The organism is Allosphingosinicella sp. (genome assembly GCF_035626655.1).
Lineage (GTDB): Bacteria > Pseudomonadota > Alphaproteobacteria > Sphingomonadales > Sphingomonadaceae > Allosphingosinicella.
The window spans coordinates 41,927-55,098 of record NZ_DASPNF010000009.1 but is presented as its reverse complement, the minus strand read 5'-3'; the positions used below and the strand labels follow the sequence as shown (position 1 = coordinate 55,098).

The following is a 13,172-nucleotide window of genomic DNA, read 5'->3' as shown; positions in this document are numbered from 1 at the left end:
GCCGTGGACCCTAATCGGGATCAGCCGCGCGCGGAAGGTGAAGCCGGGCTAAAAATCCGCGGCGAGGGTGAGGGTGGGGCCGGAGCCAGGCGCGGCGTCGCCGGCGAGGCGGACGCGCCAGTCGGCCTGCAGGCGCAGATTGGCGCCGCGGACGGGCAGGCGCCAGGACAGGCTCGGGCCCGCGTCGAGACGGGCGGCGCCGGGCTGGGCCGCGCCCCAGGCGGCTCCCCCGATTTCAATTGGGCCGAGTTCGACCGGACCGATCCGGCGGCCGAGGCGGACCGAGCCGTCCACGAAAAGATCGCGCGAGCGGAGGCCGACCACGCCCGCCTGGCCATAAACGTCGAGGCGTGTCCGGGGCGTGAGCGCCCGGCTGGCGCCGCCATAGAGGGCGAGCGCGATGGCGGAGCGGCCGTCCCGTGCAAGCCGCTGCCGCCGTTCCGCAAGGAGGTTGACGGGAAGCGAGGGCAACGGCCGCCAGTCGATCCCCGCCGCCAGCTCGGCAGCCGCCGTCTCGCGCAGGGGCAGGTAGGCCCGCCCGCTGAGCGCGACGCCGCCGCCGAGGGCAAAGGTGAGGCGCGCGCCGGCCTGGCTGCCGCCGAGCGTGCCGCCGGGCGCCAAAGCGGGCCCGCGGCTTTCGTCGCGCACGAGCAGCCAGGCGGAGAGGGACCAGCGCGAGGGGCCGGTGCGCGCGGGGAGGGAAAGCGGGGTCGGTATCAGGGCCGGCGGCGGTGCCGCGGCCGGCAAGCCCGGACGCCCGATGCGCGGCGCGGGTGAAGGCATGCGCACCGCCAAGCCCGGCGTCGCTGCGAGCAAGATCGGCTGCGGACGGGCCCGGATCTCCGCTGACGACGGCTGGCCGCGCATCGAAATGCGCGCAGGATCGGGCATCGCCGCCGCCGCGACCGGCATTGTTGATGGCGCCGGGCCCGCCACCCTGACCGGCGCGGCGGTGGCGGTGGGCACCGGGGCGAGGCCGCCGGACCAGTCCGGCAGCAGGATTGCGGCGCGGACGCCGGCCCAGAGCAGCAGCACCGCCAGCAGGAAGCGGACGGGCGCGGCCTTCATTCCGCCGGGACCTGATGGGGGAAAGCGTGCGCCGTCTTGTCCCACTGGCTGCGGCCGGAGAGATAGCGGGCGAGTGCGCGCCGCGCCGCCATCATCGCGACGATGTTGGCCGTGACCGTACGCGGCAGCGACCTGATCCCCTCGCGCCAGCCATGGGCGGCCGCGACGAAGCCGAAGCGGACCGCCAGCCGCCAGAGCAAAAGGACGGAATTGAGCACCAGCAGCCCGTTCAGCACCGGACCGAAGGGCGGCAGCTCCCAAGGTGTGAGCCAGTGGGCGAGCAGCAGCAGCACCCAGAGCGCCAGCGCCAGATAGGCGGCGGCCATCACCAAAGCGGCGATGGGGGATTGCCGGTCGCGCAGCCGCATCCAGCGTTCGGCAAGGCCGCCGGACCAGCCGAGCCGGTCCCAGCCCGCCAAAGCGATGCCGGTCATCCACCTCGCCTTCTGCGCGACCGCCGCCTCGAGCGCCGCCGGGAAATATTCACGGGTCGCGACCACCGGCCGGCCGGGCCCGGCGGGCAGCCGCACGAAGGCGCCGCGCCGGCCCATCATCCGGAGGCGGAGGCCGAGTTCATAATCCTCGGTCAGGGACTCGGGATCGAAGGGGGCGCCGCGCTCGGCCGCGAGCGCGGCAAGCGCCGCGCGCGAGATCGCGCAGCCGACGCCGGCCGACGGGAGGCTCGCGCCCAGCGCGGTCCGCACCACCAGCTCCTTGCCATGCGCTTCCGTGAACTCGTCGAGATAATGGCCGGAGACGAAGCGGGAGCCGGGATCGACCAGCGGCACGACGGGCAGCTGGACGAGGTCGTGCCGCTCGATCAGCGCGTCGAACAGAGCGAGCTCGGCCGAGTGGACGACATCCTCGGCATCGTGGAGGACCACCGCCTTGACCCTGTAGCGGGCCAAAAATTCTGGCCAAAAATTACCGATGAGAAAGAGCCCTGAAACTGTCCTGCAAAGGCCGTGAAAGCGGGCTTGTCGCCCGCCCTCACCTCACTCCTGCTGACGCCTCGCCACGTCGCAGCGCAGGTCCGCCGGAAGCCCCATCCCAAGGTCGCGGTGGAAGCTGCAGACGCGGGAGAGGGCTGCCTCGCAGGATCGACCCCAATCGATCACCGCGGCGGCGAAGTCGTCGCCATGGTGCGTGGTGCCCGCCTCGTCCGACGCCAGCTGCTCATCCGACAGCGCCGCCGGCTCCTGGCCGATGCAGCGCGGGCTGGCTACGTCACTGGCAGACGGGTGCTGGGCGACCTGCCGCTCGGGCGGCCTGCTGGTCGCGCAGGCAACGGTGAAAAGCGCGACGGCGCTGAGCAGGATCATTCGCATTGTCGGTCACCCTCCGGAGCTGGGCTTGCTCCTGTTGCTGCCGCTCCTGGTCGTCGAGCCGGGCGGCGGCGGCGTTCTCGCTCGCAGCGGCTGTGTTTTCGAGCATCTTCACGTTCCCGCGTTCGCGGGAGAGATCGGCGGCGTTCGAGCCGGCCTTGCGGCCCTCGCAATAGGTCAGGAGCAGGATCAGCCCCACGGCGCCGGCCAGCATGAACGGCCAGGAGCGCTTGAAGAAGCCGCCGATCGCGGCCGGCGCCAGGAAGGCGGGGAGAGCCATTAGAGTTGCTCCTGCTGCTGATTGGCGTCCTGCCTGGCAGGGCCGGGATTGGGGGAGCGCGGACGGAAGGCGCTGATGACGCCGATCAGACCGGTCACGCCGGTGCCGATAAAGGCAAGCGCGCCAATCAGCCGCGCCAGCGCGACGTCCGTATCGGCGGGGGAGAGCACGACGACGAGCGCGCCGACGATGCACAGGATGACGATCGCCGCGAGCGTCGCGATATAGGAGGCCGCTGGATGCTCGAAGTTCATGCCTCACCGCCTGCCTGACGCCACCAGGGCGTCCCGGGGAGGAAGGAGTCGGTGCGGTTGTTCCAACCGTTCAGGAAGACGCGGTCCGGGTCGCTGGGGCCTTGGTTCGTGGCGACGTGCAGATCGAACGCCTTGCGCTTGTCCGCCCAGAGGCGCGCCGCTCCCTCCTCGCCGTGCTGGCCGAGGAAGGTGGCATATTTGCCGGTCGTCTCCGGCCCGATGCCGCCGACCGTGCTGGCCCCGATCAGCTCCTGGAGCATGTCGATCGCGGTGACCGGCCCGGAGCCCCAGCCCTTGTCCACGATCGACATGGTGACGCGGTTCCAGGCGAGCTTCTCGAAGCCGGGCTGCCGGTAGAACAGCTCGACCCCGATATCGATCGCCGTGTCCAGGTCGAGGGCCGCCATCGTCTCGCCGGTGACGCGCAGCGCCTCGGCCAACGGCATATCCTTGCGCAGCCGGTAGGCGATCAGCGCGTAGGCGGTGACGCCATACTTGGAGCCGACCAAGGTGCCCAAGCCTCGCCGCTGCGGGAGCTGCTCGCGATAACGGGCCGGATCATACCAGTTGCCGTTGTCGTTCGGATGGACGGAAAGGCCGCCCTCGTGGGCCGCGATGAAGCCAGCGAACAGGCCCTTGGGCGTCAGGAGTGCCTGCGGAGCGTGAGCAACGGCAACCGGGTCCGGCAGGACCAGCGGCGCGGCGAGCGCGGCGGATGCCCCAAACGTCGCGCCCAGTTCCGCCGCAGCCTTCAGCGTCTCATCCCACCAGCTGGCGGGCTGCACCGCGGGCGCAGGCGGCGCGGCCGGCAACGGGGTCGTGGGGGCCGCGGGCGCCGGACCAGGCTGAGCGGAGGCCTCGACCAGGTCCTCTGCCGCCATGTCGAAGAGGACATAGGTGATCGTCTCGTCATCCCACCGATCACCATAGACCGCCATCGCCTCGCGCTTGGCGTCGGCGTAAAAGCCTTCCCACTGGTCGTTCGGCAGTGTCTGGCAGCCGAGGCTCGACGTGCCCCAATTCCCGCCCTCGTGGATGTTGATGCCGAAATGGCTGCCGGTGTCCAGGCGGGGCGGGTTGCCGTCGCGCAGCACCGTGACCTCGCCGCGGCGTTGGCAGATCGCCGGATATTGGCGCTTCGTGCCGCGATGCGTGTCGAACTTGTAGACCGGATAGACGCCAGGCACGAGCGAGGCGCGGCCCGTCTTGCGGCCGGACGGGTCGCTGTTGCCGTTGTAAGTCCGGAAGAACGTCGCGGTGAGGATGAAGAAGCCGTCGTCATAGGTGTCGCGGTCGTTGCCCGCCGTCGGCCCCATGCTCTTCGGGAAATTGCCGCGCAGGCCGCCGATGACGAAGGGAGTGGTCTCCAGGTTGACGCCCTTGCGAGCCAGCATCCGGATCGCCCGATCTCGGGTGAGCCTTGGTCTGGCGTTGGGCGTAATGCTCATCGGGCGGCTCCGGTTGACTGCGTTGCCGGCAAGGGCTTGAAGGGGTCCGGGGTCGCTGACCCTCCTGGGCTCCCCGCCCTTGCCGGCGGCCGTCGCCTTCGTTGCACGAAGGCTAAAGGGCGCCATGCTTCCGTTGGCGGACGCCGTCACACCCATTGCTCCACCGACAATGACCAGCGCGTCAGGTTCGGGTTCTGTCGCTCATAGGGCTCGAACCGGTCGAACAGGCTGTAATGCAGCCCCTCGTTCAGACCTGCGGCGTCGGCCGGATCCTCGACCACGACGATCGGCCGGCGTGTCCCGCGGTCGAGGCCCACGCCGTAGATCGCGTCGACCTCGGCGTCGGTGAGGTCGCCCCACGTCCAGGAGAAGGCGCCCTTGACCGCCCCGTCGCCCAGGCCGAAGCCTCCGCCGGGAAGACGCTCCACCTCTCCGGTGTCGATGATGCGGCGCCCAGCGCCCCACTCGCGATTGTAGGTCGTCTGCAGGGCCAGCCCGAAGACCACGATGCCGATGGTGACGGTCGCCGCGACATTGGGCGTGAAGACGAGGCGGTGGAAGCGGTCGCTGAACGGCGCGGCCGTCCGCCAGAAGCCGTGCCTGCGCGGAGGGGAGGCAAGGCGGGAAGGGGCGAGCGCGCTGGTCGTCGCGAGGCGATTGGTGGTCGTGTAGGCGGCCGCTCCGCTCGTCCAGCTGACGGTCGGCGCCGCAGCGTTTCCGATGAAGCCGATGAACACGGAGTCGATGGAAATGCCAGCGCCGAAGTCGAAGTCGAGATTGGAGGCGGCACCCGCGGCCGTGCTCGACCAGGCCTCCTTTGGATCCGGCGTCAGCAGGTTCGCGGCGTTCGCGCCCGTCGAGGCCGCGACCGCACCGGCGACGATGGGTTTGACCAGAAGCATGTTGGCCATCAGAGCCTCCGCAGCACGGTGAGATTGGTGAGTTCGACGCCGTCCCGCTCCTCGGCGCCGATCACGAAGACATCGACCCCGGCGTCGTAGCCGAGCCGGTCGATCGTGATCGTTGCCGGCCTGCCGACGAGATAGGCCTTGAGGCCGCGAACCACATGCCGGTCGATCACCAGCGGCCCCTTCAGGAAGGCTTCCTGCCGGACCGCCTCGGCCGCGGCGTCGGCCAGCAGCGCGAGCGGCGAGACGATCTCCGTCTCCGCCGCATCGGCGCCCCAGGCTGCGGCAATGCCAGCGTCGGTCGAGGCCTCGAACTTGGCCCCGGTCTTCAACCAATCAACCAGACCTGCATCGACGGGCATCAGCCTTCTCCCTCTGCCGGCCAGGGCGCGCCGTCGACATCCACACCCAGGACTTCCGCAAGGCTTTGCCCCGGGGCGTCGATCTGGGCCCGCAAGTCGCGCGCCACCGCGTAGATCGCCGAGATATGGGCGGCGACGGCGAGGCCCATCGCCTGGGCTGCCTCCGCATCGAGCACGACCACGCTGTTGTTCGCGATCGTGAACTCTTCCTCGAAGGGCGCTCCCGCCGCCAAGGCGATCGTCGCCGCCAGCGCGAGGCCGCTGATCTTCGTCTTGGACTTCTCGTCGATCTGCACGGCTCCGAAGGGCGTCGGCGCCGTCGAGGTCTCCAGCTGGGCGCGGCGGGCCTTCACCCGCTCCCACATCCATGCGCGCGCGGCGTCCAGATCGGGCACGAAGGTCCGGTTCGCAAAGTCCGGCACCATGAACGGCCCGCACCAGCCTTCCTCGATCGGCACGAGGTCCGGGTTCCCCCCGGCATAATCAGACGGGTTGACGAACTCGACACTCGCCTCTCGCCAGAGCGCGTGCGTTGGCGGATCCTCGCTGATCGTCTGGCCCGGCTCCGGCGCCCCCTCGATCGGCGTCGGCAGGAGGACGATCGAACTCGGCGGCGGGGGCGGCGGCGGGATGACCCGGTCTTCCTTAGGCGGGAAGATGGGACCGGTTGGCTCGCTCACGATTGTGCTCCTGACGCACTGCCGGTGACGTAGAGGTGGGTGCCGTTGCCGGAGGAAATGATGGCGATCAGGCGAAGGTAATAGTCGGTGCTCGCCGACATTCCCGTCGCGAGAGCGTTCGTGTTTGCGTAGCCGGTGACGCTGGTGTCCAAATTGCCGTCACCGCTGAACGCCCCCGAGCCGGTTGCCGACACGCCGGCATCGGTCCAGGTCGAGTTGTCGGGCGAGCGCTGCCACTTCATCGCCATCGTGCCGGACTTGTTGAAGCCGACGCCGACATTGTACTCGGCGGTCGCCACGAGCCTGATCTGGCCGGAAGCGTTTGAGCGCATGCGCAGACCGGAGGGCGTCAGCACGATAGGCGTACTGTCATAGGCCCCCTCATTCACGTCTCCGGCGAGATCGACCCAGAACGAGGTCGCCCCGGAGCCACCGCCGTCTGATGGAATGGGGCCGTCTTTCCTGGTGATCGTGATCGTCTTCGAGCGAGTGGTCCCGAGATAGGCCGCCTCGACCTTCAGGGTCGCATTTACCGTTGAAACGGCGGTGATATTGACTTGCCCTCCGGACAGGCCCGAGGTCGACACCGCGCAGCCGTTGGGCGTGTAGGTCCACGACGCCAACGACGACACATCGACGTTGCCAGCCTTGAGCTGGTTGACGATCAGGCGCGGCAGGGTGTCCGTCACCGAGCCGGTATAGGTCGCACTGAATGCCTGATCCGCCGCCGGAGTGAGGGTCAAGGTGACGTCGGCGCCGAGCTCCGTCTTGCCAATGCGGAAGTCTCCGACATCCGCCTGCAACGTCATCCCATTGACGTTCAGCGGGGCGAAGATGACCGTGACGTAGGCAGTGTTCCCTGGCACCGTGAACTTCGGAGCCTTGTTCAGCGTCCAGCCGGTGCCAACGGCCTCCATTGCATTGTAAACGCTGGCGCCCTCGCTGCCGAAACCTGCGTTCCAACAGATGACATAGAAGAAGAGCTGTCGGCCGCCGCCGGCCCCGTTGAACCTGAACCGGCACGATAGATAGAGAGGTTCGTCAGGGTTCCACGGGATGAGCTGCGGCGTCGGATAGGTCATCCCCGGAATTATGTCTTGCCCCAAGCCATTGCTCGGCAGGGCCGCCGTCCGCGCGAAATAGACCGGATCGCCTGCGCCGCCTGCTACCCGCGTGGTGCCGGCCTCAAAGAACCAGTCCTCCAGCCCGCTGTCGAGCAGCAAGGGGTCTTTGATGAGATTGTCACCGCCGGAGGCATTGGAGCCGGGGATGTTGGCGCCATTCTGGTTGGCCCAAAGCGTGTCGGCCTCGCTGATGGCCTTGGCGAGGGCGTCTAGGCTCCCAGAATAGTAGGCCAGTCGATAGCGGAAGACATCCCGCCCGGCCTTGTCGACGTCACCGACCACGAACACGGGGTCCCGCACGTCGATAGCGCCGGTAGCGTTCGGCACGGTGGAGCCACCAGTCTGCGCCGCCGGGTAGATGAACAACTTGGCCACCGTTACGCTGGCGGGCACGACCAGGGTGAGCAACAGGGCCCACTCGGCATCGTTCAGGCTGAGGACCACGGCGACGGCAGGTACAGTCGAGCCACCGACGCTCACCGAGCCGGCCTGGGTATCGACGTAGCAGTCCGTCCACATCAACGTGCCATCGGTCTGATCGAAGACGCGGAACAGGGGCTTGCGGGTGGCCCCTGCGACCGCGTCCTTCTTGATCGGCACGAGCCAAGTTACGGTCTGGCCGGCGGTGACATTGTAGCTATTCCAAGCGTGCTGGAAGGCCCCCGAACTGGTGTCGTTCAAGCGCGTGTAGATGCCGCTGGTGGAGATCGTGCAGTCCGCTGGCCACCCGCCTGGGAAGGCCGCGATGAGGTTGGTGGACAGCGTCGTATCCTGCGCAACGTCGTCGTAGGCGGGCGTCAGAGCGGCGAGATAGGCCCGGAGCACTGAACGTGCGCTCACTGCCGTCGCCGTGCTGACGCCTAAGGCAGCTGCTCTGGCCACCACATTCGTATAGCGGGCGTCGAGTTCCGCCACGGTCGGCAAGAGGAAGGTGGCCTTCTCCTGCTTGGTGAAGACATTGTCGTCGGCCGCGGCGGCCAAGGCGCTGACGGCCGCGTTGAGCGCCGCGGCAGCGTCCGCGTCCAGCTGGAGCAGCACCGAGGCGATCTCGCCATCGCTGTGGACCCGGTAGGCGCGCTGGTAGCCGACGCGGCGGGTCTTGATCGGCTTGATGGAGCGCAGCCGCTCAACGTCCTCCGACCGCAGGGCCTCGACCGGGCCGGTGAAGGTGAATTCCCGGATCGTCACCGTACCCGCGGGATCGAGCTTCCAGACGAGGGAGACGCCGAGGAGGAGCCGGTCGATCGCCTGGGCGATCGTCTCATCCTCGTCCACATGGATCCCCGCCACGCCGTTGCGCCAGCCATCGGCCGTCGCCGTGTTGGTGACCGCAGGCCCGCCGACAGCGGTCAGGATCCGCGCCGCGATCGACGCGGCCGTCTCGACGTAGCCGGCGCCGATCTCGCCCTTCACGTCGGCCGTGAGCGGCCCGGCAGGCTGGGTCCACCATTTGGCGCATGCGATGGACGGCGCCACCGCCCCGGACCCGGCTGCGGGCGCCGCGGCGACCAGGGCGGCGAGGGTGGCGGCGATCGAGCCCTGCCAAGCGACCACTGTCGGCGCAGGCGCGGCGTCGCGGCCCTTGTCGCGCAGCATCTCGAACGACTGCCAGGGAAAGCTGGGGTCGCCGAACTCATAGATGTTGTTGGCCTTGTCGAGCACCCGGCCTTCGATGTTGAAGGCGCGTCCCCAAGTGCGGCGCTTGATCCGGTTCTTTGCCTCGGCTCCGCCCTCGATGCCGCCGGTGCCGGCGAAGCGGGCGGTGACCAGGGGCTTGGTGAGATCGTCGGAGAGATCTGCGACGGTGATCACCAGCCTGTGCCCCTGGACGGTCGCGTCCGCCACCTTGCCCGTGAGCAGGGTGGTGAAGATCCCTGTCTCCTCCTCGCCCGTCTGGATCGTGATCGCCGCGTTCGGCCAATAGTAGGCGGCAAGCTCGGTCAGCCCGGCCTTGCTATACGGCGCCCAGCTGATCGCGCCGGTCTGGGGCACGATGTCTCCCGTCCAACCTTTCTCATCGAACCCAATCTCGGCGCGCAGCCGCGGGAGCGCCGCGACACCCGCGCGGTAGGAATTGCCACCATAGAGGTAGGGCTTCCGATCCCCTCCCCCGGCGAGCCGGATTGTCGTCGTCGCCCCGGTTGCCGGGTTGCGCGGCGCGACAGTGACGAGGACGACCTTCGTCATCAGTTGAGAGGCGTCGAGCGGCCGGTCGGCACCATGCCAGACACGCCGAGGTTGATATTGAGCAGGTCAATCCCCGCCGAGATCGCGTCGATGCCGCCGGACATGCCCCGCAACAGAGTGTTCTGCACGGCCAGCTGGTCATTGGCCTCGTTGAGCTGGGCGTTCGTCTCCGCCACCGCCTCCTGCGCCGCCTTCAGCCGCTCATTCTCCAGCTGGATGACGCGCTCGGCCGCTGTCCGCGCCTGCTCCAGGCCGCCGGCAAATTCCGGGCCGGCGGTGCCGAAGCCTTCGCGCAGCAGGTCGATCAGCTGGCGGCTGAGGTCAGCCTGTCGGTCGGCCGCGCCCTCGATGCCGGCCTCGGCCTCGGCCGTCGCCGCCGCCAGCTGCTCGCGGATCCGCGCGACCTGGTCGGTGATCGAACCCTCGAAGAGGTCCCCGAAATTGAGGTCGTCGAGCAGCTGCTGGAGCGCGCCGGTGCGTTCCTCGAGAAGCTGCTTCTCCAGCTTCAGCCGCTCGGCCGCGTTGATCTTCTCGATCTCGATGACGTCGAAGCCATACTGCCGGGCGATGCGGACCCGCTCGGCCGCCTGGCGCTCGAACTCGCGCAGCTGCTTCGTCATGGCGCCGATCGGCCCCTTGAGCAGCGTCTCGACCTCGTCGACCTTCAGGGCCTCCCGGAGCGCCTTGCTGATGTCGGTCGATGACTGCAGGGCCTTCTGGACGGCCGCGGAGAGGCCCGTCACCGCGCCATCCCTGATCGCGTCCATGATCGCGAACATGACCGCCGCGGCCTCGTCATCGCCGAAGTCCACGGCACCCTTCTTCGTCTTCGTGACGCCGCGGCCGGTCGGATCGACGCGGATTTTGCCGTCGCGTACGCCGATCGACACGGCGAAGGCGCCGAGCTGGCCGCCCAGCTGGTCCGCGATCTGCTGAAGGCCGCTCTGGATGCTCCCGGCCATGGAAGTCGCCTGGGAGATGAACTCCGAGCTGTTGCCTCGGGTGGTGGCCCGCCCATCGACGCTGGTGATCGTCGCGGATCCGCGCTTGGTCGAGGCGAGCGCGCCGCCGAGCAGCCCGCCGAGCAGCCCGCCGATCGCGGAGCCCACGCCAGGAGGCAGGCCGGGGATGAGGTTGCCGAGGGCGCCCCCGATCTGGGCGCCCGTGGTGGAGGTTTTGATGCCGAGCGCTTTGGTGACACCGGCCACCATGCTGCCGATCGCAGCTCCCTCCAGGCCGCGGCTGATGCCCTTGGACAGCAGACCGGCCAACTGATCGCCGAGAATGCCCTGCAGGAGCCCCTCGACCATCTTCTGGAAGAAGATGCGAGGGTTGCGGGTGATCTCGGTCGTGCCGATGACCAGGACATCGCTGCCATCCCCGCCGGACGCGCCGCCCAGCAACCCTTGGATGTCGCCGTTTCCGAAGCCGAGCCCGCCGCCGCCCCCGCCACCGCCCCCGGCATTCCAATTGGCGAGGTTCTGGGCGGCGCCATCGCTGGCCGCCTGAATTTGTCTCAGGCTCTCGATCAGGCCCGCCGTCCAATTGCCCAGCACGTCCGTCGCCTGGCCAACCGCCGCCGTCGCCCGTTCAGTGGTGGCGGCATAGACCTCGTTGGCATCCCTGACCCGGTTGCGCCCGGTGATCTCGTCCTCCAGGGCGCGGAAGGAGTTGCCGAACAGGCGCTCGATGATGCTCTCGGCGGTCAACCGGTTGAACGAGGCCAGCAACTGCCGCGGGAGATTGGCGAGGTTGCTGAGGTCGCCGCCCAGTGCGCCTTCGACGGTGGCGACAAGGGCCTTGCGGGTCTCTCCGAGGGCATTGAGGTAAAGCTGCTGGCGCTGGCGCAGGATCTCGGTCGCGCGCTGCTGCTCCTGCAGGGCGCGGACGTTGTTAAGGATCTCGATCTTCTGCTCGCGCTTGAGCGGACCCATCTGCTGTTCGAGGCGGAGGATGGCCTGCAGCGCCTCGGCTTCATCGTCGCGTCCCTCGGCCTGCAGGCGCATTAGCTGCAGCGACTGGTCCTGGGAGCGGATGAACTCGTTGAAGGGGCGGTTGAGGCCTGCCTCGATCGCCGGCCTGGCCGCGCGCGCCTGTTCGAGCAGGGCCTGCCAGTTCGGCGGGCGCCGCCGCTCGATGTCCGACATGAGGTCATCGAGGTCGGCAAGGCCGCGGCGCACCGCTTCCACCTGGGGCGGAGTGTCGCTGAACTGCCCGACCAGGTCGCGGATGCGGTCGCCGGCATCCTCGCCGAACTCGGTCTGATCGGTCGGCCTACGAGTGCGTCCACGCCCACTGGAGCCTGACCGCCGTAGCGAGCTGCTCAGCTGGCCCGAAGCAACCGAGCGGAGGGTCTCGTCCGCGATCCGGAGTGCGTCGGCACCCTGGACCTCATTATTGACCGCTTCCAGGAGCCGCTGCGTCGCAGCCGCCGCTTCGCGATGCTGGGCTGCCAGGTGACGGTCGGTTTCGCGGGCGGCGCGGCGCAGCTCCTCGTTCTGCCGATCGGATAGCGCCGCCATCGCCGCCGCCCTCTGATCAGCCGTGGGGCCGCTGCCGATCCTGAAGCGCCGCAGGATCTCCTGATTGGCCGAGGCCGACTGGCCGCCAATGCTGCCCGGCAGGCCCCCGAACAGGCTGCTGTCTTGGGCCATGCGGTTGAAGATGTCGGGCAGGGCGTTGCCGAAGGCGATGGCGCCGCGAGACTGCAGGAGCTGGCTCTGCGCCTGGGTGCGAAGGTTGAGCGCGATCGCGATCGTGTTGAGCCGGATTGCCTCGGTGTTCCTGGTCACCTTGCCGGTGGTCAGGTCGAACATCTGGCCAAGCGCGCCCTGCGCCTGGCTGAGCGCGTCGCTCGCGCTGATCGCCTGGCGCTGGGCGGTCGCATTGGTGTCGGTTGCCTCGGAGGCGCCGAACAGGCCGGCGACGAGGGCGCTGAGGATGGTCACACCTGCGGTCAGCGCGATCCCCCAACCGCTCACCATGAAGGCGGCGAAGCGGCTGGTTCCGCCCTGCATGAGGGAGACGGCCTGGGTGATCTGGCCGATCTGCTGGGCGAAGATCATGCCGGGGTTCACCCCCATGGCGAGGCCGAGCGAAACGTCGCCTAGGTTCGCTGCCAATTGGGTGGCGCCGGCACGAGCTTGCCCAACAGAAACGGTGAGTTCTCGGTTCGCGGCTGTTGCTGCCCGAGCCCGCTGGGCGAACACGCCGAGGGCAGCTGCCGCAGCTAGCTCCTGCTGGGTAAAGCCGCGCTGGGCCAGCTCGGCCTGGCGCAGTTGTTGCGCGATGCCGGATAGGGCGTTCAGCCCTTCGAGCTGCGCCCTCGTCAGGGAAACCTGGGCGGTCGCGGCGGCGCGGAGCTGTTGCGCCTGCTCCCCCGACGCCTGCCCCAAGCCGCGCCCCGCTTGGCCCGCCTCGCGCGCCGCGCCGCCGAGGGCCTTCAGCGCCTCCTTGCCTTGGTTCGCGCCTGCGACGAGGCCCGAGGCCTCGGCGACCATCCGCGCGGTAACGATGAAGTCAGACATGACGGCCCC

Annotated in this window: 10 protein-coding genes; all 10 read right to left on the bottom strand. The window is 68.9% G+C overall.

From position 1 onward, the window contains the following. Positions 1–48 precede the first annotated feature (48 nt). Positions 49–1,068, bottom strand: coding sequence for a hypothetical protein (locus VEC11_RS07855; RefSeq protein WP_464130142.1), 1,020 nt, complete (start codon positions 1,066–1,068; stop codon positions 49–51). Further along, positions 1,065–1,976: a glycosyltransferase family 2 protein gene (locus VEC11_RS07850; protein ID WP_464130141.1), complete on the bottom strand. Its 912-nt coding sequence runs from the start codon at positions 1,974–1,976 to the stop codon at positions 1,065–1,067. The genes VEC11_RS07855 and VEC11_RS07850 overlap by 4 nt, the downstream gene beginning before the upstream one ends. Before the next feature lie 319 nt (positions 1,977–2,295). Beyond that, on the bottom strand, positions 2,296–2,673 hold the full coding sequence (locus VEC11_RS07845; RefSeq protein ID WP_464130140.1) for a hypothetical protein: 378 nt from the start codon (positions 2,671–2,673) through the stop codon (positions 2,296–2,298). Beyond that, on the bottom strand, positions 2,673–2,927 hold the full coding sequence (locus VEC11_RS07840; RefSeq protein WP_464130138.1) for a hypothetical protein: 255 nt from the start codon (positions 2,925–2,927) through the stop codon (positions 2,673–2,675). The genes VEC11_RS07845 and VEC11_RS07840 overlap by 1 nt, the downstream gene beginning before the upstream one ends. Continuing rightward, positions 2,924–4,321 carry a glycosyl hydrolase 108 family protein gene (locus tag VEC11_RS07835; RefSeq protein ID WP_464130137.1) on the bottom strand — a complete coding sequence of 466 codons (1,398 nt, stop codon included), beginning with the start codon at positions 4,319–4,321 and terminating at the stop codon, positions 2,924–2,926. Before VEC11_RS07835 ends, VEC11_RS07840 begins: the two co-directional genes overlap by 4 nt. 200 nt (positions 4,322–4,521) lie before the next feature. Beyond that, entirely contained in the window at positions 4,522–5,286 is a 765-nt protein-coding gene (locus VEC11_RS07830; RefSeq protein ID WP_464130135.1) for a hypothetical protein, read from the bottom strand. Next, entirely contained in the window at positions 5,286–5,645 is a 360-nt protein-coding gene (locus tag VEC11_RS07825; RefSeq protein WP_464130134.1) for a hypothetical protein, read from the bottom strand. Before VEC11_RS07825 ends, VEC11_RS07830 begins: the two co-directional genes overlap by 1 nt. Continuing rightward, entirely contained in the window at positions 5,645–6,325 is a 681-nt protein-coding gene (locus tag VEC11_RS07820; protein WP_464130132.1) for a DUF4376 domain-containing protein, read from the bottom strand. The genes VEC11_RS07825 and VEC11_RS07820 overlap by 1 nt, the downstream gene beginning before the upstream one ends. Further along, the gene (locus tag VEC11_RS07815; RefSeq protein WP_464130131.1) at positions 6,322–9,636 is read right to left on the bottom strand and encodes a hypothetical protein; all 3,315 of its coding nucleotides are present in this window, start codon (positions 9,634–9,636) and stop codon (positions 6,322–6,324) included. The genes VEC11_RS07820 and VEC11_RS07815 overlap by 4 nt, the downstream gene beginning before the upstream one ends. Continuing rightward, entirely contained in the window at positions 9,636–13,163 is a 3,528-nt protein-coding gene (locus VEC11_RS07810) for a hypothetical protein (RefSeq protein WP_464130130.1), read from the bottom strand. The genes VEC11_RS07815 and VEC11_RS07810 overlap by 1 nt, the downstream gene beginning before the upstream one ends. Between the last annotated feature and the right edge of the window lie 9 nt (positions 13,164–13,172).

Coding starts and splice junctions, on each gene's coding strand:
- VEC11_RS07855 (WP_464130142.1), bottom strand. CDS start 1,068: ATGAAGGCCGCGCCCGTCCGCTTCCTGCTGGCGGTGCTGCTGCTCTGG.
- VEC11_RS07845 (WP_464130140.1), bottom strand. CDS start 2,673: ATGGCTCTCCCCGCCTTCCTGGCGCCGGCCGCGATCGGCGGCTTCTTC.
- VEC11_RS07840 (WP_464130138.1), bottom strand. CDS start 2,927: ATGAACTTCGAGCATCCAGCGGCCTCCTATATCGCGACGCTCGCGGCG.
- VEC11_RS07835 (WP_464130137.1), bottom strand. CDS start 4,321: ATGCTGGCTCGCAAGGGCGTCAACCTGGAGACCACTCCCTTCGTCATC.
- VEC11_RS07830 (WP_464130135.1), bottom strand. CDS start 5,286: ATGGCCAACATGCTTCTGGTCAAACCCATCGTCGCCGGTGCGGTCGCG.
- VEC11_RS07825 (WP_464130134.1), bottom strand. CDS start 5,645: ATGCCCGTCGATGCAGGTCTGGTTGATTGGTTGAAGACCGGGGCCAAG.
- VEC11_RS07815 (WP_464130131.1), bottom strand. CDS start 9,636: ATGACGAAGGTCGTCCTCGTCACTGTCGCGCCGCGCAACCCGGCAACC.
- VEC11_RS07810 (WP_464130130.1), bottom strand. CDS start 13,163: ATGTCTGACTTCATCGTTACCGCGCGGATGGTCGCCGAGGCCTCGGGC.